This window comes from Compostibacter hankyongensis, from assembly GCF_039541075.1.
GTDB lineage: Bacteria > Bacteroidota > Bacteroidia > Chitinophagales > Chitinophagaceae > Compostibacter > Compostibacter hankyongensis.
In genome coordinates this window covers 21,389-45,729 of sequence record NZ_BAABFN010000022.1, presented here as the reverse complement: position 1 = coordinate 45,729, position 24,341 = coordinate 21,389, and the positions used below count along the sequence as shown (strand labels likewise).

Sequence of the window (24,341 nt, the reverse complement as noted above, 5' to 3'; positions counted from 1 at the left end):
TACGCGCGGCAGGTGGCACCATATCGCCGTGTATGTTCGAAAAAACATAGGGAAAGTCTATATCGATCAATATCGCGTAGCAGCGTCCAATACCCTGCCGGCGGGAGCCGGTCATCTCGCGATCCTGGGTGATCCGCATTATGGCTTTAAGATAAAGAATATGCGTATAGCCGCCGGGGGAGACGATAAGTACAACAAAATTGTTACCGACGGAAAATTCATTACCCACGGAATATTGTTTGACGTCAACAGCTCGGTCATCAAACCGGAATCCATGGGCACGCTCAACGAAATAGCACGGCTGATGAAGGATCACGGCGATCTGAAATTCGAGATTGACGGGCATACAGACAGCGACGGTGATGATGCGGCCAACATGAAGCTGTCCCTTGAAAGGGCATGCGCTGTGAAAACCGCGCTTGCAGGGATGGGGATAGCGGGCAGCCGTCTCAGTACAAAGGGGCTGGGAGAGACCAAGCCCATAGATAAAAACAATACCGCCGAAGGTAAAGCCAACAACAGGCGTGTTGAATTCATCAAGCTGTAAAAAACCGGACACTTTATTTTTTCTATTGCCTATCAATCCTCAGCTATGAAACGATTTATCCATCTGTCTTTCTTTTTTCTGCTCCTCGCTGCCGTATGTGTACAGTGCAGCAAGGACAACGATGAACACCCTTCCGTTCCTCCGTCTGACACGGGCGGGGCTGCTCTTTCTTACAATAGGCAGGATACCGCCATTACCCTGCAGGACGGCAGGATTACATTAAATATACCGGCCGGCGCCATGATGTCCGGCACCCGCGTGGAGCTAAGTACTTCCGACGCCCGGTTTGCAGACAGCGCTGCGCTGCTGCATCAGTTCCGCCTGCTGCCGGAAGGTACCCGTTTTAGAAAACCGGTATGGCTTACCTTCCATTATGACAGCGCCTGGCTGAAAGGCAACGCTCCCTGGAATATCGGGGTAGCCTTCCGTTACGACAAAGACGGGAAGTGGTATGCGCCCATCAACGGGGTGGTGGATACGGTAAAGCATACGCTTGCCGTACCCATTACCCACTTCAGTCATTGGAGCGTCTACACCTGTTTTCACCTGACCCTGCGGTACCAGGGTCAGCATTCGACAGATAACGCGCGGACCGTTCATATGCCGACGGAAGCTGTTGCCAGCCTGACGTGCATTATGCGGGCGCCGCCTTCTACGATAAAAAAGGATAATGCAGACGACGGCGACATTGCGCTGCTGGCGCCCCTGGTGGCCGATCCCGTAACCGCTGCCGACAATGTAGACCTGAGCGGCTGTGCGGACTGTAACCTGCTGGCGCCGCTGGTACCGCCTCCGGCCACCCCGGAAGAAGAGCAGCAGCATGCGCTGAAACCCGACTTCTGGTTTGTAAACGGCGTCGCGAACGGAAATACGCAGACCGGCACCATCACCGGAAGCCAATCCTTTTCCTATCATGCTCCCTCGAAGGTGCCCGGCCAAAATCCGGTGGCCATTACCGCCGGCATACAAACCCTGAAACATGGCCGTATCTATCTTGTACAGGATGTGAGCATCATGGGCAGCAAATGGCGGCTGAATATCAAAACCACCGGAACGGCCACTTCAAGCGAGGGTATCCAGATTGTAACATCCTTTAACAACAATGTTTTCTTTCATCTGGATGCCGGGCAGAAAGTAATCTATGACCGGGAGACCCACGACGTTTATAAGATCGATTACCTGCATGTGCCTGACGGTACTTTCTCCATGGTAACAACGGCTTACCGCAACATCACCATAACGGGAGGCAGCTATAACCCGGAGACGAATGAGCTGACCTGTATATTGAAATCGGCGCTGGTAGACGGTACCTGGACGGCAACGGCCTGTGACGAGAGCGGATGTCAGACCAACACGGTGGATCATCCCCTTGTTTCGGTTGAACCTCCCTCGGAGCAACCTCTAAGCCTGCAGGCGCAGTCTTCTTTTAGCCGGGTATACGATACCACTTTTACGGCCGACGGGGGACGGTTCCGGTATCAAAAGGTCTTTACCCTGACCAGCCTGCCCTGAGGATGCCTGTATATCCGTTTTGCAGGGAACAAACGACATCAAGAAAAACAACCATCATGCTTATCCGAAAAGAAACCATACTGAAGAGCAGCCGCGCGCTTGGCCTTGCTGCGGGCCTGACGGTGCTGGTAACAGCAGCCCAGGCGCAATTCCTGAAAAAGTTGAAAAACACCGTTAAGGAGGTGGCCGGCACGGCGTTGTCCGGAGATGCGGCCGGGGGAGATGCCGCGCAACCCGGGCCGGGCAGCGATATCCCGCAGGGCGGAAAACTATCGGTATCCGGTCTTGAGCAGCAAGGTGTAACGGTAGTACATGCCGGCAGCGCCGCCTTCCTGAAGGGAGAATATTTTATAGAAGATCATTCCGGCGTAGCGGTCCGGGATACGATGATCACGGCCACCGTCGTCGTGGGAGTGATGACCAAAGCCGAAAGCCTCAGCGAGGCGGGCATGGGTTCGGAAAAGGATGCGGCTTATATTTTTGAGAATGGTAAAAAAAGTCAGGAGACCACTGTGGGCGGACTGGACAAAGCGTTGGTCGATGCCAGCCGGCGCTATGACTATCCGTGGACCGTTGAGCTGTCGCCGGGAAACGATAAAGAGTACGATCGCTATGTAAGCGGAGATGCGGCGGGAAGTCTCCGGATTTCCATTCATTTTAACGGGAAAACATACGGGCCTTATATGGCGGTCAACAAGCTGTATGTCGATAAGACCCGGTCAAAATTCTATGCCATTGTGCTGCCTGATGCGGAGAATGCATCCAGGATGAATTACCTGCTCGTTTCCGGGCAGGGTAAATCCCGGAGCATAGGACTGGCCAGCGACATACTGTTTAACCGCGACCTGGATCACCCCTGTCTGCTGCTTCCGGCGGGATACGAGGAGATGGCTGCGCTTTCCAAAATCACCGATGATACCCAAAGAGAGCAGCTCCAGCAGCAAATGACCCGGCAGATGATGGAGCATTCCGGGGAAGGGAGTACGGTTTTTGAGAACGGAAAGATGCTGAAGGATATTCCGATCAACGATCCCTGGCTGGACCTGAGCGGGAACAACCTCTTTTCCATAATGGTGGAAAGCGGTTCCAATAAGCAGCCGGCCGGTCTTTATCTCAACGGCAAAAAGATCAGTGACGAGGCGCCCAGTCCCGGGCAGGGTTGGTGTAATGCGGCAGCCTCGGCCTGGGCTTTTCTGGGTGGCGGCGCCGGTCAGGGCAACTATCTTATCTTTAGCGACGGCACCGACATAAAAAGCCCGCTTCATCCCCGGCAGCTTGTTGTCAACGGCAGGAGCTATATGACCTGGTTCATGTATGACCGCGGAAAATCGGATGAGATCCTGCTGTGCAGCAAACCGCTGTAGCAGGACTATGCGAATGGCAATAAGAGCCCGGGTATACGCCGGTCCTTGCACCTCCCGGCCGCGTCAGAGGTTTATAGCCGCGGGCCTACCGGGTTGCTGTCAGGCTTTTCCAGTCTGATCCGTAATAGGCTTTGTTCAAAGCTTTCAGCAGGGTGCGGTCTCCCTTTCGCATAAAAAGATCTTCCAGGTCTTTGTAGATATAAAACTGCAGCCAGTACCCGTTGTGGTACTTTTCCTGCACGGAGTATGCGCTCAGGAGCTTGGCGTACCAGGCCGTGTTCAGCCCGTACTGTTTGGCCGCCTTTACGGCAGCCTGGGCATTTTGCCAAAGCTGTTCTGCAGTTTTTTTCTGCAGATTGGTATAATCACGGTAGCTGAAACGGGAAACGTCGATCAGCTCGCAGCGATCGTCTATACCCAGGGATTTGAGGTCTACCGTCTGTTCAAAAGTAGTGTCTCCGTCGAGGTCGTAACGTATCTTGTCAAAAAAACCGTTGTTGTCGCTATCCTCGTATTTGACGGTGGCGAATGTTTTGGGTTCCGTTTTTATGATGCGCCGGTCCCATCCCTGGTAGGCGGCGGCCTCCTGGTCTATTCTCCAGCAGCCCCACTCCGCGCCGTAGAGATGCATCCTGCCGTCGAAGCGGCTGATATAAAGCTGTCCTTTTCCGGAATTATCCAGGTCCCATTCGCCCCGGTCGCCGGCAGGGTCGGACTGGGGATTGTTGTCGATACCGCCTTTGCGGGTGCCGGTCTTAAAGGGATCCAGCGGGTCCAGGAATTCCACCCTTTCCCAGCGGTGACAGTCGTCGTCTTCGTCGTAGACGAAATAAACCTGGTCCCATTTCCCGCGGTTGAAGATGAGGGGCAGGGCATGCTCGTGGTCGGCGTAGATCAGCTGGTCAAGATGACGGAACCGGGGATCCAGGAAAAAGGAGTCGGCGGCGGCAAGTCCCCCCATATTTTTAAAGGTATGCACCTGATCGCGGTAGTCGAATCCTTCCCCGCGGAAGCCCAGCGTAAAGTCAAAATCGAATTCATCGCCGGTGCCGTTGTCGTTGTCCAGGTCTACGGCGATGGATACCCAGTTTACCTTACCCGACAGGCGCATGGTCTCCGGGTTGGTCTGCTGCTTCGGGTCGTTGAAGTAGCCGGGCGGGTCTACCAGCCGTACGGCCATTTCAGAGAGGCCGTCTTTATCCGGGTCATAGAAGAGAAAAGGATTTTCCCAGTTGAGCCGGAGATCGGCTATCCTGTTCGTGGCGGCATGCACTTTCATGAACATGCTTTGTCCGCTGTAGTCCGGGAAGAAATCAGAAGTGCCGCTGTGCTCCCATGATTCCAGGCGGAAAGTATTCCAGTCCACGTAATTGAAAACCTGATCATGATCGGTGTCCAGCACCCACATGTAATGCCCGTTGGGCCATGCCTTGGGCGTCTTTGAAGACGGATAATCCGCAATGACCTGCATGTCGGCCAGCTGGTCTCCGTCCGTATCGGACCAGTCGATGACCAGGTCCCCGAACGAACCGTATTTTCCGTCTTTGTTCCGGTCTATCAGCAGGCAGTCGCTGTCGGTATCCCCTTCCCAATCGCCTTCCTTCATATCATCGTCGTCGTCCACCCACAGGACGGGGATACTGTCTTTTGTCATGGATTTCAGGATATCGGGATCGCCATCTCCGTCCAGATCGATATAGACGGGCTTATACCCGGCCGGCGGCAGGGGAAGCCGGAAGGGTACGATCTTCAGATCGCTGTTCCAGTATTGGTTTCCGGTGGTTTTGTCCGACGACCGGGAAGGGGACTGGGCTGCCGCGAAGGAGGCGGACAGTCCGGCCAGGAGGGTGAAAAGTAAGCGTTGTTTCATTCGGGCTGATTATGATTCAGGCCGGCCTTTGTGTGCAAAGACCGGCATGCCGCTGTACGGCGGCATGAAAAAAAGGCCAATATAAGCGATTCCGGTTAAATTTTTCCGGGACATTCCGGGCGGGGGTGGAAACAGGTTGTCCCGCGAGGATCGGCGAAGATTTCTCCGGATGGATCAGCGAAGATTATCCCGGAAGGCGCGAAGGGTCCTCTCCCAGGCCAGCGTAGCGGCCTGCTTATTGTAACGCGTAGGGGCGGTATCGTTATGAAAAGCATGTTGTGCGCCTTCATAGACGTACAGCTCGTAGTGCACGCCTGCTGCTTTCAGGGCGGCTTCATAAGCCGGTATGCCCGCGTCGATACGTTTGTCCAGTCCTCCGTAATGAAGCTGCATCACGGCCTTGATACGGGGTACGTCGGCGGCATCCGGCTGCATGCCGTAATAGGGGACGGCCACCTTCAGCAGGGGATCGTGCACGGCCAGCTGGTTGGCTACGCCGCCGCCCCAGCAGAAACCCACACAGCCGGTCTTGCCGTTGGATTCCGGCCGTTTCCGCAGGTAGCCGAGCCCGTTCATGAAGTTCCGGATGTTTTGCTGCGCGTTTAGCTTTCCGAACATCTCCCTCGCCTGGTCTTCGTTTGAGGGGGTGCCGCCGAGCGGGGACAGGGCATCCGGGGCCAGTGCGAGGTAACCGGCTTTGGCCACCCTCCGGGCGACATCGCGGATATGAGGATTGAGTCCGCGGTTCTCATGGATCACCGCCACGCCGCCGTATTTACCCGCGGCTTTGGGCCGGGCGAAATAGGCTTTCATCGTGGTCTGATCGCCGGCATAGGTGATTTCTTCCGTCAGGATGTCGGGATCGCTCTCGGTAATGGTGGCGGCGGAGGTATACTGCACTTCCAGCAGGGGCAGGATAGCGGTGGCGGCTACCATGCTGCCGGTGAGCTTGACGAGGCGGCTGATAAATTCGTGGCGCTTCAGCGGCTTATGGGTATACTCGTCGAACAGATCGATGATACGCTGGTCCATGGGAAAACGCTTTTTTTAAAGATACGGATTTTCCCTGATCCTCCCGATTTTCAGGAACCGGGGCTTCCGGTTACCTGTATTAGCATGCTGATTTCATTTTTAGTCAATGCCATGATATTATTTCAATTACCTGGTGCCCCGAATGTCTCCATAGCGCTCAGGATACTTGTTAAACATCATGGCTACAAATCCGCAGTCCGCTATCACTTTCAGATCATTTTTACGTGCATAGTCGACTACCGCCTCCACCAATTTTTTACCATAGCCGTTGTGGCGTTGTGAAAGATCAACGCCAGTGTGCCCCGCTCTCAATATACCGGGAGAAATATCAATCATCATTCTGCCCACTTCACGATCATCAATTTTGAGTGAAAAAAAGGTAATTCCGTTATCGCCTTCGTGTATGTCAATTGTTTCCATAATCGTGCTTTTTGCTATTGTTTTAATTTGTCATGGTACAAATCCCTGAACTTTGACAGTTTGGGATTAATGACCGCCTGGCAATATCCAGCTTCCTGATTTTGATTGTAGTAGTCCTGATGATAATTTTCAGCTTTATAAAAATGTTCGAACATTTGCAGCTGAGTAACGATCATGTCCGAATATGACTTCTGCGCTTCGTCAATAACCCGCATGGCCGTCTGTTTCTCCTCTTCGTTTCTGTAAAAGATTATGCTCCGGTATTGGGAGCCGCTATCTGCCCCCTGTCTGTCAACAGTCGTGGGATTATGGGTGCTTAAATGTATTTTCAGTAAATCCTCAAAGGAAATTTCTTCGGGCTTGTAAGTAATTTCGACTATTTCGGCATGTCCGGTTGTACCGCTGCAAACTTCCCTGTAGGTAGGGTTAATAACCGTGCCTCCGCTATAGCCGCTTTCAACCTTTATTACGCCCCTCAGTCGCTGAAAGATAGCTTCAGTACACCAGAAGCAGCCTCCGCCAAAGTCTATTTTCTTTTCGCTGACAGCTACTTTTTTCAACGAAAGCGCGTTGATGCAATAGCGAAGTCCGCTGGGCATGGGGCCGTCCTGAAAGACGTGACCCAGGTGCGCATCGCAAGTATTGCAGCGCGCTTCTATTCGCTGCATGCCGAGGGAGCGGTCTTTGTGATAGGCAACCGCATTTTCTTTTATCGGTTGGGTGAAGGATGGCCAGCCCGTTCCGCTTTCGAATTTTTCTTCCGCATCAAAAAGCGCCGTATCACAACAAACACAAACATATCTGCCCGGCGCAAAATAGGAACAGAGTTCCGAGCTAAAGGCCCGCTCTGTTCCTTTAAGTCGTGTAATCTTGAACTGCTCTTCTGTAAGAAGTGCTTTCCACTCTTCCGGCGTTTTTTCCACTCTTTTATCGGGAGCGGGAGTACCGTTATTTGCAAATTTTATGATATCAAGCCATCTTAACATGAGCGTATTTTCCTTAAGTAAAAAAATTGATTCGATCGTAAACCCTTTGTCGTTGAAAACAAAGGAATCGTTATCCTTTGAAGTACCGTTCTTCTACAACCTGGCCGTTTTCCCATAATGACCGGATTATCTCATGCAGATAGATATTGCTTCCGTCCTTCATATCGAGATCTAAAATGTATTCCGAGAAGGAGGCGTTATCATCAGAAGCAGATCGGAGCAGCTCAATTTTTTTCACCTTTTGAATGGAGCTCACAAAGTCGGTTAGTTTTTTTAGGGCCGCTTGTTTTCCCTCCGTTACCGAGCCGTCATATTCGATGGTCTTGATATTCGGTGCGAAGTATTTTTCGGCCGCGTCGGTAAGCTGACCTTTTGATACCAATTCATTCATGGCGTTTACGAGTTCCTGAAGATGCTTTTCCATTTTTTGTTTTTTTTTTGAATGTGAATAATGTGTGTGCCGGATTTATGACTAAAGGCTTGCTTGTCCTTGCGCGTGAGCGTGCTATGCCGGACGGCGCCGGTATGTTGCGCCCTTATTGCAGATGGAATGGGTTACGCTGCGATTTCTGCCCGTTCGTTCAATGGCGGGCAGGGATGCTCCGGGTAGCTATAGCCGCTTGATTTCGCCGGTTCCTCAGGGGCGGATGCGGATGATCGTTTTTCCCTTGACCCGCTTGGCCGGATTGAAGGCGGCAACGGCGTCATCGAGGGTAGAGACGTTGCCGATGTTTGTCCGCAGCCGTCCGTCCCGTGCCCGCCGCACAATCTCACCCAGTTGGTCGCGATCGGGTACGACGATGAAGTCAACCGTCCGGCCGTCAGCAGGCCGCGCCTCGGTAGGGCCGGTGATGGTGACCAGCGTTCCTCCGGCCCGGATCATGCCTGCAGACCGCTTTGCGATGTCTCCGCCGAGGACATCGAAAACCAGATCGACACTGCCGACATCTTCCAGGGTGTCGTTGTCGAGGTCTACAAACTCCTGCGCGCCGAAGTCAAGCGCTGTCTGACGGCCGCCGGCGCGCCCGGTACCGATAACATACGCTCCGGCTTCACGTGCGAGCTGGGTTGCCATCGAGCCGACCACCCCGGCCGCACCGTGCACAAGCACACGCTGTCCCGCCTGAAGGCGGCCGTGCTCGAACAGCCCCTGCCACGCGGTCAGGCCCGGCATCACGAGGGCTGCGCCCATCGTGAAGTCAACATCGCCCGGCAGCGGCGCGAGGTTGCGTGTCTCGACGACCGTATACTCCGCCAGCGTCCCGTCGCGATACCAGTCTGTGAGGCCGAATACCCGCTGTCCTACCGACAACCCTGTTGTTCCATAGCCGAGGGCGATAACCACTCCGGCCAGCTCGTGTCCGGGAATAGACGGCGTCCGGTCACGGTCGAGCCGATCGGTCCAGGTAGAGGGCCATGTGAGCTCATCCCCGGTGAAACCCGACGCATGAACCTGGACGACGACATCGCCATAGCCTACGCCGGAGAGATTGTCGAGTCCCGCTGCATGTGGCTCAGGCCGTTCCACCAACTTCATCCCGGCTGTTCCTGCCGCCTGGTCCGTTACTACGATCGCCTTCATAACAGACCTCCCTGTTTGTTCATCATCCATCTCCTTAATGGAGCGATGCGGTCGTACACTGTTGTGCTCCATCCTGTTTTCAGCATGATCTTAATATTGAAAGTTGTACAATGACTTTTTAATAGCCGTATAAAACTAACCTTTAATTTGGTTACCTTGAGGGTCCAATTTCAAAAAATACAGGGGTCCAGTTATGATAAAAAAGATTCTTGAGGTTTCATTCAAAAAAGACGGGCAGCATAGTCCTTTATACCTGCAATTGGAATCGGAAATCATACAGCTGATTTGCCGCGGCATCCTGAAGCCGGGCCAGGCGCTGCCGTCTTCACGCGAACTGGCGCAAAGCCTGCAGCTCAATCGTAAAACGGTGGTGGCGACCTACGAGGAGTTGGATGCGCAGGGCTGGGTAGAAACCAAGGATAGAAGCGGCGTGTATGTTTCCAGTCATCTGCCGGATACTTCGGCTCGTACCATTGAGGAAAATAGCAAAAAGTTAAGGCGCAGCCGGCAACCTGCTTATCCGTTGATCAAGCAACGCGCTTCTGATGGCGGTATCCTAACAGATCCGGATAGGAGCGTCAATGACCTGAAAGTACCTCCGCCGCTGTATAAAATCGATGACGGCTTTCCTGATCCCAGAATTGCCCCGATTGATCAGCTGGTGCGGGAATACAGAAGATTTGGGAAGGGCCGGTCATCAAGCCAATTTCTTATGTATGGCCCGGAGCAGGGTTCCTATCGTCTCCGGGTCGAACTGGCTAAATTTCTAAACCGGACCAGAGGGATGCAGGTCACAGAAAAAGAGATACTGATCACCAAAGGAACGCAGATGGCCATTTATTTAACTGCGCAGCTGCTCATACGTCCCGGGGATACTGTATGCGTCCCGGAACCAGGCTATATGGATGCGAATCAAACCTTTAAGCTGGCAGGAGCAAATCTGGTATTCGTCCCGGTAGATAAAGACGGTATGGATGTAGACCGGATTGAGCGGTTGTGTAAAAAGAAGGTGCCTAAGATGGTCTACATTATCCCGCATCATCACCGGCCTACCACGGTTACCCTCTGTGCAGAGCGGCGCATGCGCCTAATGGACCTGGCCCGCCAGTACGGATTTGCATTGCTTGAAGATGATTATGATTTTGATTATCACTTTACCAGCAGTCCTCTTTTGCCTTTGGCAAGTCTGGATATGGGCAGGCATATTATTTATGTGGGTTCCTTTTGCAAAAGCATTGCACCCGGCATCCGGATCGGGTTTATGGTGGCTCCTGAAGTGGTCATAAACGAAGCCGCTGCCCTTCGTAAATTGATTGACCGGCAAGGCGAACAGCTGCTGGAAGAAGCGACCGCCGAGCTGTTAAGCACCGGTGATATTGCCCGGCACATCAAAAAGTCGCACAAGGTTTATCAGGACCGGTTGGAAAATACCTGCCGGTTGCTTCGGGAGCAGCTGGGAGAATATTTAACGTTTGACCGGCCGAACGGTGGATTGGCCATCTGGGCAACCTACAGAAAGAATATAAGCGCCAGCGCCGTTGCCCTGAATGCAGGAAAGCTGGGATTAAAGATCAGCGATGGTAGTAATTATTTTTTTCAACCGAATGTTTCTACGCCACGTGACTTCATACGCATAGGTTACTGTTCTTTAGATGAAACGGAAATGGCCGGCGCCATTCATATATGGAAACAGGCCCTGGCTCCGTTTGCGGCAAGATGACAGGAGAAATCGCGGAAGGCGCGGTCAGTTGCCCCGTTTATTGACCTCCGTTCGCTTTCAGATCATTGCGGCAGTTGTCGTCAAGAGGAGGAATATTCCCGGAAATAATGACGCCCAGTATGTCTGTGGTTTCAGCAGCATAATACATCAGGCAATTCTGGTTGTTGCAGTGATGGATATGTTCCCGGTCTTCATGGTCGGCTTGCATGTCGGAGCCGGTATTCACCAGGCCAAGGAGGTGCCCGGATTCATGCTCCAGTACCGTAGCCATAAGCTTGGTCCGGCTTACCTGTCCGACGTTTCCGGAATGAGTGGCAATGGTTTTTCCGAACAGGCATATAGAAGTGTTCCGGTAGGCAATGCCCAATACATCCGGATCGGTATATCCGCCATCCGTATAAATCAGCGAGACATCCAGCTCATTATCGTGCGTATAGGACTTGCGGTATTTTTTTTCTATGCTTATGATGTCATTCAGGGAAAGCTCTTCTTTTCCCGATGCGGGCAGTTGGGTCTGTGTGATACGGATCCCGCCCGGTTTATGTACCAGGCTGCTTAGGAATTCTTTCCACTGTTCGATAGCGGCTCCGTCCGGCGCGTATCCTTTCATATAAAGCACTTCGATATTCAGGGTGGTAAACCTGTCCGCTGTGAGCAGGTCATGGGCAGATTTTCCGGGAGCCTGTTGACTGTAATTTTCCCCCTTGGAATCCCCGGCTGAGCTATCGTCCTTTTTGCTGCAGGAGCAGATCAGGCATAAAAGGGCGAAGGCGGTAAAGAGATTGTTTCTGCTGGCTTTGTCCATGGTTATATCTGTAATGATCCTGCTAAAGATATAAAAATTCTGTTTCAGCATCTCTGCCGTCAACAGCGTCCGCCGCGCAGCCGGGAAATGCCTGCGTCTGACCCCGGAGGGCAACGGCATATCCTGCTGTGCGGCGGATAAAAGCTGTGCTGATTCGGTTTACCGGGTGGGACGGGCCGTGGAGTCCGTGCCGGGATAAGCGGCGGGCGGTCCCTGCCGGTGTTCCGGGAAACCGTCATGCCGCCAGTGCCGTTCGGCGGGATAGCCGCGGTGGCACCAGCCGTACCCGTTGCCCCTGATCCCGCGCATGACAAAGATGTTCATGCCGATGTAGATCAGGATCACGAGGATCGTGGCCACCCGGGTGATGGTCCTGAGCGCCGGTTTTTTGGAAAAGGAACCGAATACATAACCGATGATGAATACCATGCAGGCAATAAACAATACCCGCAGGATGATCAATAATACGAATGCCATGACGTTTGATTTTTGAAGTGAATAAATGCGTTACAGATTACTATCCATGTTATCCATGAAATCGCTGGTGCGGTCCACGCCGAAGCTGGTGAAGAAGCCGATGAAATAATACCGCCGGGCAGGCGGCGTAACGGGGATCTTATTAAGTCCGTTGCTGCTGTAGTTATACCCGAACACCTGGCGGGTGCCCAGCAGGTTATTGGCGCCGAGGGCTACCCCGGAGAAGGCGGGCTGTTTCCATTTTTTGAACATATTGAACAGGTAAGCGATATGCAGGTTAACTACATTGTAAGCGCGGGTATGGCCCTCGTCGCGGACCCGGGCCGGCCCCTCCGGCTGTTCCGCTATGTCGTAGTACGGACGTCCCGCAGCGAAAGCATAGGATACATTCACGCTGGTGCTGATGCCGGGAAAGAATTTCTTGACCGCCAGCGTTGCGGTGTGCGGCGATGTAAAAGCCGGGCGCAACGTATACGGATAGTCGAGAAAATCCCTTTTGGTATCCAGGTAGGTATAGGAAACCCAGTAATCCAGATCGGGTATCGTCTTTTTATCGCGCCAGAACAATTCTATACCTTTGGCATACCCCTTCCCGTTATTGTCATATGCCGGATCGGTCTTTACCAGGTCATGATATTGCTTGTAATAAGCTTCGATCCTGAAGAAGCGGTTATCGGCCTTTCGGGTGAAATTGATCACGTAGTGATCGGCCCGGGAGAAGTCCAGCCGCCGGTTGGCGAACAGGTAGACATTATCCGGTTTCTGGTAGAACATGCCATAAGCGGCGTTGAACTGCGCGCCGTCGCTGATCCGGTAAGCCAGGCTGAGCCGGGGCGACCAGGTAGTGCGTCCGAGCAGGGAGGAATATTCCATCCGCAGGCCGGCGCGTGCGGAAATATGGGAGCTGAGCTGGAGATTGCCCTCTGCAAAAACGGCTGAAAGATGATCGGTAAGCGCAGACAGGGAATCGTTGTGTGTGAACCGGTCCCGCGTATAGAAATGTTCCGCACCGAAATCGATTGACTGGTTGCGTCCGAACATATGCGTCAGGACCAACCGCCCCTGGGCAAAGACGGAGCGTGTCAGAAAATCGCTGTTCTTGTAGCGGTACGGATCATGAGAAAGAAATACCTGTTGGTTATCCCGGTCCAGGAGCCGGGTATTGACCTCATCCCGGTTATCGTCGTAGGCCAGGCCGGCGCTGATCTTCCAGCTGTCGCCCAGGAGCTGCCGGTAATTGACATGAGCATACAGGTTGCGGCTTTTCGATGTGTAAGCCGATTTCAGGGAAAGGCTGTCGACATCAGGATTGCGCAGGGCGGTATGGCCGTGATCCCAGCTTACATACAGCTTCAGCATTCCCGTCTTGCCGATTTTTCTTCCCAGGTTGGCATTACCGTTGTAATATTCCGGGCCATAGAAATAGTCCGGCTCCTGGGGTACGATCCGGTTATAGAGATGCTGGTTGTTATAACTTCCGCTGATGCCGTAGCTGCCTTTTTTGTCCCCGGTGATCTTCTGGAACCCCGCACTGAGGTTACCGGGCAGGAATGCGCTGAAGTCGGCCGACGATCTGTCGGGAAGATCTACACTGTTGAGGATGAGCGCGCTGCTCATGGCCTCCCCGTACAGTGCGGAATAACCGCCGGAGCTGAACAGGATACCCTGGAAAAGAAAGGGGTCTACGCGGGCAGGCTGGGGCAGGCCCGGTATCGACGGGTAGTTCGGAAAAGGCATCAGCATGCCGTCTATGAACTGCTTGGTTTCTTCTCCGGTGCCGCCGCGGACAAAAAGCCCGGCCTGTTCCCCGATCTGCTGCGCACCCGGTAGGGAACGCAGCGCCGTGGCCAGGTCGTTGTTGCTGCCCGCTACGGTAACCGCATCCATCGGGGTCAGCGAGGCGCCTTTCGCCTTGTCGCTGGCCTCAAAGCTTCCCGCGCTGATCACCACGCCCTGCAGCTCCTGCCGGCGTGGCTGCAGAACGATCTGCATAGTGATGTCTTTTCCCTGCAGGTTGACGGGCTGTGTATAGGTATTGAATCCGATGGAGGAAACCACCAGGGTCTGCTCTCCCGAAGCGGAAGCGGAAAAGCTGAAACGACCCAGGCTGTCGGTAGTGGTGCCCTCGTCTGTACCGCGGATCTTCAGGCTGGCAAAGGGGACAGCCTGCTGTGCGCGGTTTTTTACCATGCCGGAGAGGATGATCTTATCGTGACCGGTTAAGTTCTGCCCCTTTGCGGAAGGAGACAAAAGCAAGATTAGGAGAAAAAGTGCCGGAAGTAGGATGATCGGTTTCATGATTGCTGTTTTTGTCATTTTTGATTGCTATGACAAAACTATCTTCAGAAACAGCGCAAAAAACGGAGAATAGAGGAGCGGGGCAGGTGTTGCGATGAACCGGGGATATCCGTCTATTTTATCTTCCGGTCAGCTTGTCCAGTGCAGCTTTATAGGATTCGCTCAGCGGCAGCTCGGTATCGCCGATATAAACCAGATCGCGTTTGATGGTGGTGATCTTGTCTGCCGCCACGATATAGGATTTATGTACGCGGATGAAACTGCCGGGCGGCAGCTTTTCTTCCATAGCCTTCAGGCTCATGCGGGTGATAACCGGTTTCCGGTTGCCCGTGAGATGGATTTTGATATAGTCTTTTAACCCTTCGATATACCGTATATCGTCCACGACTATCTTAACCAGCGTGTACTCAACGTTGACGAAGAAATGGCCGGGCTTCTCCCCGGCGGCGGGCGCAGCTGCCTGCTGCAGCCGGTGCCGTTCATAAGCCTTGTTACAGGCCTGCAGGAACCGCTCGAAGGATACGGGCTTCAGCAGGTAATCCACGGCATTGAGATTAAAGGCTTCGAGCGCATATTGTTCGTAGGCGGTGACGAGTATGGTCATGGGCGGGTGCGGGAGGGAGCGGAGGAACGACAACCCGTCCAACCTGGGCATCTGTATGTCAAGAAAGATCAGGTCTATCTTTTCCTGCTGCAGCACGGCGGCAGCCTCCATCACGTTTCGGCAGGATTTTACCAGCTCCAGGAAGGGAACCTGCCGGATATTGTCCTCCAGCAGCTCCAGCACCAGCTTTTCGTCGTCTATGGCGATACAGCGCATCATTGCAGTTGCAGGGTCAGGTGGACATGAAAGGTATCATTTTCCTGCGAGATGGCCAACCGGTGTCGCTGTGGATAGAGCAGGAGCAGCCGCGATTTTACGTTGGCCAGCCCGATGCCGGAGGAAGCGTCCTTGGGGCCGTTGTCGGCCGGGTTGAATTTGTTTTCCACACGGAAGCTGAGCTGTCCTTCCTGCGCATTCAGCGCTATCCCGATACGCGGATCCTTTATCCAGCCCACCCCGTGCTTGAAGGCGTTTTCCACGAAGGGGATCAGGAGCATGGGTTCTATCCGGTAGCGGTCTGCATCAGCAGGAAGTTCGATGGCGACGCGGATGTCCACATCATGACCGAACCTGAGCTGCTGCAGGGCGATATAGCTTTTGAGATAACCCGCTTCTTTTTCGAGGGATACCTTTTTATCATCCGAATCATAAAGCATATAGCGCATCAGGTCGGAGAGCATGATCAGGGAGGGTTCCAGCCGGTCGGATTTTTTCCGGGCCAGGGATACCAGATTGGCCAGCACATTGAACAGGAAGTGCGGGCTCACCTGGGAACGGAGAAATTTCAGTTGCATGGCCAGCTGTTCGGACTGTTTTTCCTTCTGTGCTTTTTCCGCGTTGATTCTGTTGGCGGCAAAGCGATAGACCGTGCCGGCCAGCAGGGCAAAGAATGTGGGGGCAAAGATGAACCGGGCGTTTACGCCGTAAAGCGGTATCTCAGGATACCAGGTTTGCAGCAGGGTCGCTTTCAACGCGTTCCCAGCGATAACGAGCAGGATAAAACAGAGCAGATACAGCCACCATCTTCTTTTGTTGCACAGCCGGGGATAAAAGAAAAAAGCATTGCTGTAAAACAGCCCTGCATGCAGCAGGACGGTCAGCAGGAAAAACGGGGCGGGCAGCGTTGTAATAGTATCGTAGGACTCGCCGGGTGTACGGAGCAGCCAGGGCAATAGGAGCAAGGCGCTCCAGATCAGGATATGGAGCGCAAGGGTGATTTGCCGGTGGGAAATTTTAAAGACGGTCATATCGTATAAAGATCGCAAATTTAACGGCAGCCGGGGAGGATAAGAAAAGATAGAGACGAAGCCCCCGTTTTTAGCGATCAACAGGACAGATGTGGCGAATTGTGTACATTCGTGAATGTTTAATGCGATGGTATGTATGCGGTTGTAGATATAGAAACTACCGGGGGGAATGCGACGGCAGCCGGTATTACGGAGGTAGCCGTGGTCTTGCACGACGGCGCCCGTGTGGTGCGCACCTGGGAGACGCTGGTCAACCCGCGGCAGCCGGTGCCGCCCTATATACAGGCCCTTACCGGCATCACGCCCGCTTTGCTGGCGGATGCGCCGGTATTTGAGGCCATAGCTGCCGAGCTCTTCGGGCTGCTGAAGGGGAACATCTTCGTGGCCCATAATGTCAACTTCGACTATTCTTTTCTGAAACACCAGCTGGCAAAGAGCGGGTTTACGCTGGAGGCGCCGAAGCTCTGTACCGTAAGGCTGAGCCGGAAGGTATGGCCGGGACTGCCCTCTTACAGCCTGGGTCGTCTTTGCCGGCAGCTGGGCGTTGCCCTGGAGCACCGGCACCGTGCGGGCGGCGATGCCGCCGCTACGGCTGAGCTGCTGACCCTGCTGATCCGCGACGACCGCGAAGGACATCTTCAGCAGCATCTCAAGAAGAATTCTCCCGAACGTTTTCTGCCGATGCACCTGCCGGAGGAACAGCTGGAAACATTGCCGCAAAGTCCGGGTGTGTATTATTTCCACGACCGGCAGGATAAGGTGATCTATGTGGGCAAAGCGCGCAACCTGAGCCGGCGGGTGAGGAGTCATTTTGCCAACAACAACCCGGGCCGGCAGCGCCAGGAGTTTTTGCGCCGGATACACCGCATTTCCTTTGAGGTCTGCGCCACCGAGCTGGCGGCGCTGGTGCGGGAGTCGGTGGAGATCCGGCAGCGCTGGCCGGAATATAACCGGGCGCAGAAGCGGCCGGAACAGGTATTCGGGCTGTATGCTTTCGAGGATCAGCAGGGCTATCTCCGGCTGGCCATCGAAAAGCGGAGGCGGCAGCTGCAGCCGCTGGAGACCTTTTCGCTGCTGATCGAAGGGCAGACCTGTCTGCGTCGACTGGTCCGTGAGTTTGGTCTTTGTACACGCCTTTGCTTTTTGCAGCGACGTAGCGGCGCGTGCACCGCGGTAGCGGAAGGAAGCTGCCGGGGCGCCTGTACCGGCCTGGAAGCGCCGCATGACTATAACCGCCGGGTGGAGGCCGCCATGGCTTCGCTTCGGCAGGAACAACCTTCGTTTGTGATTGCCCTGCCCGGTCCGGGTGCCGGTAAGCAAAGCTGCATGCTGGTAGAGCGGGGCCTGTTTTACGGCATGGGAGAGGTGGAGGCGGGATCCTTCCCGGAGGCCATAGAAGACTGGAAGGCCCGGCTGACGCCTTATCCCGGTAACGACTACATCCGTCAGCTGCTGCTGCGGTATGCACAGGCTCATCCCGCTGAAGTGCGGATGTTGGGAGCGCTTCCTCCTGCTTCGTAACTTTGCCTTCCTCATGAACCATGCATCTGATCACGGACCCCTGCTGCCGGAAGCTTTTCTGGATGGGCTCGAAGGGTTGCCCGGCTTCGACCGCAGTGCATTTGTCGCTGCTCACCAGTCGGCGCGGCGGGTGACCTCGCTGCGGGTCAATCCTGCCAAGCTTCCGCCGGGGGCGGATGCCGCCGGCCTTATCCCGGGAGATCTCATCAGCGGAAAGGTGCCGTGGTGTGAGCATGGGTTTTATCTTTCCGGACGGCCCGCCTTTGTCGACGATCCCCTCTGGCATGCGGGAGCTTATTATGTACAGGAGGCCTCTTCCATGTTTGCAGGCTATGCCCTGCAGCAGCTGCAGTCCGGAGGACGGCCGCTGACGGCGCTGGACCTCTGTGCCGCCCCGGGCGGAAAGTCCACCCACCTCAGCAGCGTGCTGCCTGCGGGGAGCGTGCTGGTCTCCAACGAGGTAATCCGTTCGCGCAGCGGCATCCTGCTGGAGAACCTGGTCCGCTGGGGCAGTCCGGACCTGATCGTTACCCAGAACGACCCGCAGGATTTTTCCGGCCTGGGCGAGCTGTTTGACGTTGTGCTGGTAGATGCGCCCTGCTCCGGCTCCGGTCTTTTCCGGCGCGATCCGGCAGCGGTGGCGGAATGGTCGCCCGGACATGTAACCCATTGCAGCCTGCGGCAGCGCCGCATCCTGGCCGATGTGCTGCCGGCGCTAAAAGAAGGAGGTTTTTTAATTTACTCTACCTGTTCCTACTCCCGGGAGGAGGACGAGGATATTGCGGATTGGCTCTCGGAAGAGCTGGGGTTAACGGGTGTGTCGTTGCCGGTGCCGCCGGAATGGGGGATCACGGCGGCTGTCTCCCCGCGCTGCAGCCTTCCGGTTTTCCGGTTTTACCCGGACAAGGTGGAGGGGGAAGGACTTTTTCTTTGCGTGATGCAGAAAAAGGGGGCGGGAGGAAAAACGCCCGCGGACGGTGCTTTCAGAAAACAACGGGAGCGGCGTCCCCGCGTTCCGGAGCAGCTGCTGCCGGCATGGCTGGAGGCGCCGTCGGGGGAGTGGCTGCCGGCTTTGGAGCAGGATGAGCTGTGGGCGGTGCCCAAAGCGGTAGGACAGTGTCGCGATCGCATGGGCGGACTGCGTATCCGCCAGGCCGGCATCCATATGGGCAAATGGCTGGGAGGGCGGCTGTTGCCGGCCCATGCGCTGGCGCTGAGTACCCGGGTACGGCAGGGTTTGCCGGCCGTACCATTGGATACGGAACAGGCGTTGAAATATCTGCGCAAGGAAGACGCCGGGCTGGAAAACGTTCCCGCCGGCTGGGTGCTGGCCCGTTATAAAGGAATGAACCTGGGCTGGATGAAAGGATTGGGCGGCCGGGTCAACAATTACTATCCGAAGCAATGGCGGATCAGGAAACGGTAAAGGGGATCGGAAAGCGGCAGCAGCCGTTATTCAGGAGTTGGCGATCAGGTCGTAATATTCATCATCCTCGTTCTTACCGCCGAAGCCTTTGCCTACGGTGGTGTGACTGTCTACAAACTCAATCCGCGCTATCCATTTCACCATTTTATACCCGAGCTGATTTTCGACCCGTAACCGCAAAGGGGCCCCGTACAGTTCGGGCAAAGGCCGGTAATTCATTTCCCAGGCGAGGATCGAAGCAGGCTTAAGACAGTTGTCCAGCGTATGGGTATCGTAATACGTGCCGCCGTACAATCCTTCCCCGAAGGAATAGAACACCAGCGTGGTCACTGACGGGTACGGCTGTACGAGATCGATCAGGGTTTTAAGCGGCAATCCTCCCCATTCGGCTACGCCTGACCAACCCTGTATACAATGGTGCATGGTGATCTGTTGCTCCTTGCCCATGGCCTTTAGCTCGGAAAGGGGTAACTCGACGGGGTTCTTTACCAGTCCGCTTATTTTCAGCTTATAGTCGCTGAACCCGTTTGCGGCCAGCGCCTGCCATTCGGAGGAGCCGGGTATTTTCCCGTTTGCCCAGAATTTCGGGGAGATATCCTTCTTTTTATAGTAGATGCGGGGCTTGAACCTGTTGATGGACAGCCGCCAGAGGGATTCGTTGACAAAAGCTTCGGCACGCTGTAAGGAGCGGGGTCTTTTCCAGGACAGCCAGTGGGCGGCAAATCCGAAAAACAGGGTAAACAGCAAAATGGCCGCACCCACCCAGAGGCCCGTCGGCTCCGAGGCGCTGTCGGTGCCCGTGACGATATGGTTCATGTTACGGCCCAGTCCCGTTGCTGCCACCATCGCCACATGAATGAGGATAAAACCGGTATAGGCCAGCATGACCAGAAAATGCACCGAACGGGCTCCCTGTCTGTTCCCGAAGAGCCGGGGTATCCAGTGAAAACGGTTTTCGATGGCAGGCGACATGGCCATGCCGCTGACCATGGCAAGCGGCGCCAGCAGGAACACTACTGCAAAGTAAGATAGCTGCTGTAAGGCATTGTAGTGATAAAAGCCGTTAGGCTCCGCCGGCATATGAAAGGTGGCGTAATGCACAAAAACGCGCCATGCGTCGGGAAGGATGTGCCAGGAGGCGGGTACCAGGCGTTTCCACTGGTTGGTCGTAAAAAGCAGGGTAATAAATACCGCTCCGTTTAAAAGGAAAAAGGGCACCGTTAAAAAGTGCCAGCAGCGCGCCAGCCCCACGGAATGACGATAACCCGGCAGGCCGATCCAAGGGCTGATATAACGGGCATCTTCTTTGGCCGTCCATATTTTATCTTCGGGTACTTTCAGGGGCGTAAAGCGGATCCATTCGGAACCGGGCAGGCAGCCGTTGTTCCAGTAGAGGCGGGGATGATCCATCAGGATGGACAGCCCGCTGCGGATGATGAGCACGAGGAAAAAGAAATTGACCCAGTGGCTCAGCCGCAGCCAGTACGGAAACCCGGCGGGGCCGCCCGCCGGCACAGGCGGCAGGGAAGCGGAAGGGTCCTCCGGTAGGCCGAGGGTGAGGTATTGTATCCAGGCTGCTCCCACGGTGACCAGCAGCAGGGCCAGGATCGCCAGCCAGACCTGCGGTTTTAGTCCGATAAACATCCGCCTGTCCGGCGGAAAGTGTACGGCCTTTTCGGCTTCGCTAAATCGGGTAAACATGAAGATGGATTGCCTTTCCGGAATTATGCTAAAGCTTGTATTATGTTAAAATGTTTAATTCTTCAATCCGGTTAAAATGTTTTTTGTTTAAGGTAGCGAGAGGCAGGTTATGGGTGATGGCAGTGGCGGCAATAAACAAGTCTGCTATATCTATTTGTTTCCTCTTTCGTTTTAGGCTGGAATTTATTTTCACTGCCGTATCAACGGCTGCTTCATCAAAAGGAATAACTTCAATCCTTAGTAAATGTTATTCCAGAAATCCAATTGGCTTTGAGTGGCTCCGCTATAAATTTCATACTTGGTGATTGTTGAAACGGCAAACTCATATCCTTGGCGCAACAGTTCAATCCAAACTGAATTGGTCTTATCCGTTTTACGATAAAAATCTATCAGAACGGAGGTATCAACCAGGATCATTTGGACCGCCATTGGTTAATTGCTCTTCGGTTGTTCTCAATGATTTCAAGCTGCTTTTTTGTAGCAATGGGGCCGTTTAGTAGCAGAGCTTCCAAATCGGTCTGGCTTTTTTTATCCTTTGCTTCTTTTTCAATTTCAACCTTGAGTTTTCTCAATTGTTTTTCCGGTAATGTCCTGACGATCTTGATCAACTGATCAAATTCTATGTCTATATGAACTTGCATAGAAGATAACTTTACCTAAAGGTAGCCATTTCCGGGGAAATGGGGAGGACGGCGGAGGACCGGAGCTTATGTCGCGCCGGTTGCTCAAAGTCCGGCCAGTACCCTTTCCAGGTCTTCCGGCGTGTCAATAGCAACGTTTTCATGCTCGGTGAGGGCGAGCTGTATAGCGTAGCCATGTTCCATCCAGCGGAGCTGCTCCAGCTTTTCGGCATGCTCCAGCCGGCCGGGCGACAGCTGCGCCAGTTGCGCGAGCACCGGCGCGCGGTAGGCATACATGCCGATATGTTTGTAAAAAACATGCTGTTCCAGCCAGCTTTCCTGTGGTGTATCCCGGAGATAGGGGATAGGGCTCCGCGAAAAATAAAGCGCCCGCAGCTGTTCGTCAAAAACCACTTTGGGGATATGCGGGCTGCGGAGCGTCTGCAGGTCCGTGATCTTTTTGACCAGCGAGGCGATCTGTGTGCCGGGCCGGTCAAAGCAGGAGAGCACCGCGCTGAGGTGCGCTGCGGCAATAAAAGGCTCGTCGCCCTGTACGTTGATGACGATATCGGGAGATGTCCCAAGCAGGGAAACGGCCTCGGCGCAACGTTCGGTGCCGCTTCCGTGATGCCGGGAGGTCATAACCGCCTCCCCCCCGAAAGACCGTACATGGCCGAAGATGCGGGCGTCATCGGTGGCGACCAGCACCTGCGCCAAGTCTGGCACGGTTTTCACACCCTCGTATACGCGGCGGATCATGCTCTTGCCGCGGATATCGATCAGGGGCTTCCCGGGAAAACGGGTGGAAGCATAACGAGCAGGAATAACGGCGACAACCCGCATAATGAAAAATTTGAATATAAAGCTGCAAAATTAAGACATAAATTTGCCGTTAAAGCATAACAACCCATAAATTTTGTCTGTGATGAAGAAATGGCTCACCGGATGTTTTCTGCTGTTGTTGATGGCCGGTACGGCACGTGCGCAGGATACCCTGCTGGTGTCGGGTGTTTCCCCCGACCTTTATATTTATTACGTGGTGAAGCCGGGGGAATCCTTATCCACTGTGGGGAAAAAATTCGGGGCGAGCGCTGCGGCGGTCAGCCGTCTGAATGGCGCGGGGGTAAAATCAGGCTTGAAAGCCTTCCAGGTGATCAAGGTGCCCCTGTCCTCCGCGGCTTATGTCCATAGCGATGCCGCTGCCGTTGCGGGGATGCGTCCCCTCTATCATAAAATATTACCGGGTGAAACCCTTTTCGGGATCAGCAAGACACACAATAACGTGCCGGTAGGCGGTCTGCGCCGGTGGAATCACCTGCAAGGAGATAAGATCGCAGCGGGGAAATACCTTATCGTCGGGTGGTTGAAAACCGGGGAAGCTCCGGGGCAGGACGTTCCGGCCGGGAATACGCCCGCCCTGGCTGCGGCGGACAGCGCCGGAGACGATACGCCTGACCAAAGCGCTTCAACAGTTGCGGTGGCGGCAGCGGACAGCGAAAATGCCGAAGATACCGGAGATGCAGGGGCGACCGCTGCGGCGCAGACGCAGCCTGCCGGGGGAGGACAGGCCGCCCCGCAAGCGGCTCCTACTCCCGAGGGAGGAAGCTTCCTGAACGAGGTCATTGCTTCCGAACATCAGCGGCGGAAGGCGGCGGCGCCGGAGCAGGCCAATGAGGCCCCGGCGGCAGAAGCCGCCCGCCCGCCGGAGAGTGACAGCAGGCCGGCAGCCGTAGCTGTGGCGCCTGCGCCTGCTGCTGCCTCCGCTCCTGTAGCCGGAGCCGGAACGGAAGCGGCGCCGGTAACCGCCCCGGCAGTTGCAGATACGCCCGGAGCCGCCGTTCAGGCCCCCCGGCCCGCGCCTGCTCCTGCCGTCCCCGCAGGCCGGAAGGATACGGCAAAGACGCCGCCTGCCGCAAAGACCTCCGGCGACTTTTCAAAGATGCTCTCCGGAGTCACCTCCCGGAGAGCGCCTGCCGGAACGCCGGCCCCCGTATCCGCGGCCAGGCCTGCCGCCCCGCCGCCGGCGAGACAGGATGATACCGGTGCAGCCACTGCCCTTCCCGCACCGGCCGGAGCACCGGCTCCGGCGGGTGCGGTTCCTACGGCTCCCGTTTCCACCGGAACGCCGGCCGGGGAGATAAATCCTGCCGCCGCCTTGGAGGGAGACAGCGCCGCGGAAGCCGACAGCACTACGGAGGACGACAGCACTGCGCTCATTCCCGAATCGGCCGCCAGTCCTTATGAATCGGAATATATGGACCAGACGGCCAACGAATCTGCCCTCCGGACCGAAAAGGGGGCTGCGGCCTGGTTCAAGAGCAACGCCGTACCCGGCTCGGGACGCTATTTCGCCCTGCATAACCGTGCGCCGCGGGGTACCATCATCCGCGTTACCAATCCCGTAAACGGGAAGTTTGTCTATGTAAAGGTGCTGGACGCCATTCCGAAGCTGGGAGAGAATAACAACCTCATCATCAAGATCAGCGATGCGGCCATGCAAGAGCTGGGCACTACCCGTCCCCGTTTCTGGTGCGAGCTGAAATACAAGAAATAAACGGATTCCGGGCAGGCTCTCTCAGCAGATGCTGGATAAGGAGGGAAGGACCGGA

Annotated in this window: 23 protein-coding genes; 7 read left to right on the top strand and 16 right to left on the bottom strand. The window is 55.0% G+C overall.

The genetic code is table 11. The annotated features are described in order from the left end of the window. The first annotated feature begins 28 nt into the window (after window positions 1-28). From ABD851_RS16265 to ABD851_RS16255, 3 genes are read left to right on the top strand one after another with little or no spacing between them, the layout of a single operon-like run. Window positions 29-547 (top strand): OmpA family protein, encoded by a 519-nt coding sequence (locus ABD851_RS16265; RefSeq protein ID WP_344981268.1) that lies wholly within the window; start codon window positions 29-31, stop codon window positions 545-547. A 45-nt stretch (window positions 548-592) separates the two neighbouring features. Further along, complete coding sequence (locus ABD851_RS16260) at window positions 593-2,059, top strand: hypothetical protein (RefSeq protein ID WP_344981266.1); 1,467 nt, start codon at window positions 593-595, stop codon at window positions 2,057-2,059. 56 nt (window positions 2,060-2,115) lie between these two features. Beyond that, a complete protein-coding gene (locus tag ABD851_RS16255) occupies window positions 2,116-3,423 on the top strand; it encodes a hypothetical protein (protein WP_344981264.1) in 1,308 nt (435 codons plus the stop codon). A gap of 85 nt (window positions 3,424-3,508) precedes the next feature. On the opposite strand, the gene ABD851_RS16250 is transcribed toward ABD851_RS16255, so the two are convergent. The 6 genes from ABD851_RS16250 to ABD851_RS16225 form a co-directional block, all read right to left on the bottom strand. Beyond that, window positions 3,509-5,293, bottom strand: a complete 1,785-nt coding sequence (locus ABD851_RS16250; RefSeq protein WP_344981262.1) for a hypothetical protein — start codon at window positions 5,291-5,293, stop codon at window positions 3,509-3,511. Between the two features lie 174 nt (window positions 5,294-5,467). Further along, window positions 5,468-6,325, bottom strand: coding sequence for a dienelactone hydrolase family protein (locus tag ABD851_RS16245; protein WP_344981260.1), 858 nt, complete (start codon window positions 6,323-6,325; stop codon window positions 5,468-5,470). Between the two features lie 126 nt (window positions 6,326-6,451). Beyond that, window positions 6,452-6,745 (bottom strand): GNAT family N-acetyltransferase, encoded by a 294-nt coding sequence (locus ABD851_RS16240; RefSeq protein ID WP_344981258.1) that lies wholly within the window; start codon window positions 6,743-6,745, stop codon window positions 6,452-6,454. Window positions 6,746-6,759: 14 nt separating this feature from the next. Then, window positions 6,760-7,731: a bifunctional methionine sulfoxide reductase B/A protein gene (locus ABD851_RS16235; protein ID WP_344981256.1), complete on the bottom strand. Its 972-nt coding sequence runs from the start codon at window positions 7,729-7,731 to the stop codon at window positions 6,760-6,762. Between the two features lie 70 nt (window positions 7,732-7,801). Then, window positions 7,802-8,155 (bottom strand): SnoaL-like domain-containing protein, encoded by a 354-nt coding sequence (locus ABD851_RS16230; RefSeq protein WP_344981254.1) that lies wholly within the window; start codon window positions 8,153-8,155, stop codon window positions 7,802-7,804. A 213-nt stretch (window positions 8,156-8,368) separates the two neighbouring features. Next, window positions 8,369-9,313, bottom strand: a complete 945-nt coding sequence (locus ABD851_RS16225; RefSeq protein WP_344981252.1) for an NADP-dependent oxidoreductase — start codon at window positions 9,311-9,313, stop codon at window positions 8,369-8,371. Window positions 9,314-9,506: 193 nt separating this feature from the next. On the opposite strand from ABD851_RS16225, the gene pdxR reads away from it, so the two are divergent. Beyond that, entirely contained in the window at window positions 9,507-11,033 is a 1,527-nt protein-coding gene (pdxR, locus tag ABD851_RS16220) for a MocR-like pyridoxine biosynthesis transcription factor PdxR (RefSeq protein ID WP_344981250.1), read from the top strand. 37 nt (window positions 11,034-11,070) lie between these two features. Here pdxR and ABD851_RS16215 read toward each other — a convergent pair whose 3' ends face one another. The 5 genes from ABD851_RS16215 to ABD851_RS16195 form a co-directional block, all read right to left on the bottom strand. Next, a complete protein-coding gene (locus tag ABD851_RS16215; RefSeq protein WP_344981248.1) occupies window positions 11,071-11,838 on the bottom strand; it encodes a zinc metalloprotease in 768 nt (255 codons plus the stop codon). Window positions 11,839-11,997: 159 nt separating this feature from the next. Then, window positions 11,998-12,315 (bottom strand): hypothetical protein, encoded by a 318-nt coding sequence (locus ABD851_RS16210; RefSeq protein WP_344981246.1) that lies wholly within the window; start codon window positions 12,313-12,315, stop codon window positions 11,998-12,000. A gap of 30 nt (window positions 12,316-12,345) precedes the next feature. Then, the gene (locus tag ABD851_RS16205) at window positions 12,346-14,613 is read right to left on the bottom strand and encodes a TonB-dependent receptor (RefSeq protein ID WP_344981244.1); all 2,268 of its coding nucleotides are present in this window, start codon (window positions 14,611-14,613) and stop codon (window positions 12,346-12,348) included. A gap of 118 nt (window positions 14,614-14,731) precedes the next feature. Next, entirely contained in the window at window positions 14,732-15,436 is a 705-nt protein-coding gene (locus ABD851_RS16200) for a LytR/AlgR family response regulator transcription factor (RefSeq protein ID WP_344981242.1), read from the bottom strand. Then, a complete protein-coding gene (locus tag ABD851_RS16195) occupies window positions 15,433-16,464 on the bottom strand; it encodes a sensor histidine kinase (protein ID WP_344981240.1) in 1,032 nt (343 codons plus the stop codon). Before ABD851_RS16195 ends, ABD851_RS16200 begins: the two co-directional genes overlap by 4 nt. A 132-nt stretch (window positions 16,465-16,596) precedes the next feature. Here ABD851_RS16195 and ABD851_RS16190 point away from each other — a divergent pair, with 132 nt between their 5' ends. Both ABD851_RS16190 and ABD851_RS16185 read left to right on the top strand, forming a co-directional pair. Next, window positions 16,597-17,985, top strand: coding sequence for an exonuclease domain-containing protein (locus ABD851_RS16190; protein ID WP_344981238.1), 1,389 nt, complete (start codon window positions 16,597-16,599; stop codon window positions 17,983-17,985). Window positions 17,986-17,998: 13 nt separating this feature from the next. Further along, the gene (locus tag ABD851_RS16185; protein ID WP_344981236.1) at window positions 17,999-19,411 is read left to right on the top strand and encodes a methyltransferase RsmF C-terminal domain-like protein; all 1,413 of its coding nucleotides are present in this window, start codon (window positions 17,999-18,001) and stop codon (window positions 19,409-19,411) included. 30 nt (window positions 19,412-19,441) lie between these two features. Here ABD851_RS16185 and ABD851_RS16180 read toward each other — a convergent pair whose 3' ends face one another. The 5 genes from ABD851_RS16180 to kdsB form a co-directional block, all read right to left on the bottom strand. Continuing rightward, window positions 19,442-21,112: a molybdopterin-dependent oxidoreductase gene (locus ABD851_RS16180; protein WP_344981234.1), complete on the bottom strand. Its 1,671-nt coding sequence runs from the start codon at window positions 21,110-21,112 to the stop codon at window positions 19,442-19,444. Window positions 21,113-21,152: 40 nt separating this feature from the next. After that, window positions 21,153-21,347, bottom strand: coding sequence for a type II toxin-antitoxin system VapC family toxin (locus tag ABD851_RS18100; protein WP_425549969.1), 195 nt, complete (start codon window positions 21,345-21,347; stop codon window positions 21,153-21,155). A 2-nt stretch (window positions 21,348-21,349) separates the two neighbouring features. Continuing rightward, window positions 21,350-21,529 carry a PIN domain-containing protein gene (locus tag ABD851_RS18095; protein ID WP_425549965.1) on the bottom strand — a complete coding sequence of 60 codons (180 nt, stop codon included), beginning with the start codon at window positions 21,527-21,529 and terminating at the stop codon, window positions 21,350-21,352. Then, the gene (locus ABD851_RS16175) at window positions 21,526-21,753 is read right to left on the bottom strand and encodes a hypothetical protein (protein WP_344981232.1); all 228 of its coding nucleotides are present in this window, start codon (window positions 21,751-21,753) and stop codon (window positions 21,526-21,528) included. Before ABD851_RS16175 ends, ABD851_RS18095 begins: the two co-directional genes overlap by 4 nt. A gap of 84 nt (window positions 21,754-21,837) precedes the next feature. Next, window positions 21,838-22,575 carry a 3-deoxy-manno-octulosonate cytidylyltransferase gene (kdsB, locus tag ABD851_RS16170; RefSeq protein WP_344981230.1) on the bottom strand — a complete coding sequence of 246 codons (738 nt, stop codon included), beginning with the start codon at window positions 22,573-22,575 and terminating at the stop codon, window positions 21,838-21,840. 82 nt (window positions 22,576-22,657) lie between these two features. On the opposite strand from kdsB, the gene ABD851_RS16165 reads away from it, so the two are divergent. Continuing rightward, a complete protein-coding gene (locus ABD851_RS16165) occupies window positions 22,658-24,286 on the top strand; it encodes a DPBB and LysM peptidoglycan-binding domain-containing protein (RefSeq protein ID WP_344981228.1) in 1,629 nt (542 codons plus the stop codon). The last annotated feature ends 55 nt before the right edge of the window (window positions 24,287-24,341 follow it).

Bases quoted from the DNA above. Each gene is read 5' to 3' on its own strand.
- ABD851_RS16230 (WP_344981254.1), bottom strand. From the start codon at position 8,155: ATGGAAAAGCATCTTCAGGAACTCGTAAACGCCATGAATGAATTGGTA.
- ABD851_RS16190 (WP_344981238.1), top strand. From the start codon at position 16,597: ATGTATGCGGTTGTAGATATAGAAACTACCGGGGGGAATGCGACGGCA.
- ABD851_RS16175 (WP_344981232.1), bottom strand. From the start codon at position 21,753: ATGCAAGTTCATATAGACATAGAATTTGATCAGTTGATCAAGATCGTC.
- ABD851_RS16260 (WP_344981266.1), top strand. From the start codon at position 593: ATGAAACGATTTATCCATCTGTCTTTCTTTTTTCTGCTCCTCGCTGCC.
- ABD851_RS16195 (WP_344981240.1), bottom strand. From the start codon at position 16,464: ATGACCGTCTTTAAAATTTCCCACCGGCAAATCACCCTTGCGCTCCAT.
- ABD851_RS16240 (WP_344981258.1), bottom strand. From the start codon at position 6,745: ATGGAAACAATTGACATACACGAAGGCGATAACGGAATTACCTTTTTT.
- ABD851_RS16165 (WP_344981228.1), top strand. From the start codon at position 22,658: ATGAAGAAATGGCTCACCGGATGTTTTCTGCTGTTGTTGATGGCCGGT.
- pdxR (WP_344981250.1), top strand. From the start codon at position 9,507: ATGATAAAAAAGATTCTTGAGGTTTCATTCAAAAAAGACGGGCAGCAT.
- ABD851_RS16185 (WP_344981236.1), top strand. From the start codon at position 17,999: ATGAACCATGCATCTGATCACGGACCCCTGCTGCCGGAAGCTTTTCTG.
- ABD851_RS16235 (WP_344981256.1), bottom strand. From the start codon at position 7,731: ATGTTAAGATGGCTTGATATCATAAAATTTGCAAATAACGGTACTCCC.
- ABD851_RS18095 (WP_425549965.1), bottom strand. From the start codon at position 21,529: ATGATCCTGGTTGATACCTCCGTTCTGATAGATTTTTATCGTAAAACG.
- ABD851_RS16200 (WP_344981242.1), bottom strand. From the start codon at position 15,436: ATGATGCGCTGTATCGCCATAGACGACGAAAAGCTGGTGCTGGAGCTG.
- ABD851_RS16180 (WP_344981234.1), bottom strand. From the start codon at position 21,112: ATGTTTACCCGATTTAGCGAAGCCGAAAAGGCCGTACACTTTCCGCCG.
- ABD851_RS16210 (WP_344981246.1), bottom strand. From the start codon at position 12,315: ATGGCATTCGTATTATTGATCATCCTGCGGGTATTGTTTATTGCCTGC.
- ABD851_RS16205 (WP_344981244.1), bottom strand. From the start codon at position 14,613: ATGAAACCGATCATCCTACTTCCGGCACTTTTTCTCCTAATCTTGCTT.
- ABD851_RS16245 (WP_344981260.1), bottom strand. From the start codon at position 6,325: ATGGACCAGCGTATCATCGATCTGTTCGACGAGTATACCCATAAGCCG.
- ABD851_RS16215 (WP_344981248.1), bottom strand. From the start codon at position 11,838: ATGGACAAAGCCAGCAGAAACAATCTCTTTACCGCCTTCGCCCTTTTA.
- kdsB (WP_344981230.1), bottom strand. From the start codon at position 22,575: ATGCGGGTTGTCGCCGTTATTCCTGCTCGTTATGCTTCCACCCGTTTT.
- ABD851_RS16255 (WP_344981264.1), top strand. From the start codon at position 2,116: ATGCTTATCCGAAAAGAAACCATACTGAAGAGCAGCCGCGCGCTTGGC.
- ABD851_RS16225 (WP_344981252.1), bottom strand. From the start codon at position 9,313: ATGAAGGCGATCGTAGTAACGGACCAGGCGGCAGGAACAGCCGGGATG.
- ABD851_RS16250 (WP_344981262.1), bottom strand. From the start codon at position 5,293: ATGAAACAACGCTTACTTTTCACCCTCCTGGCCGGACTGTCCGCCTCC.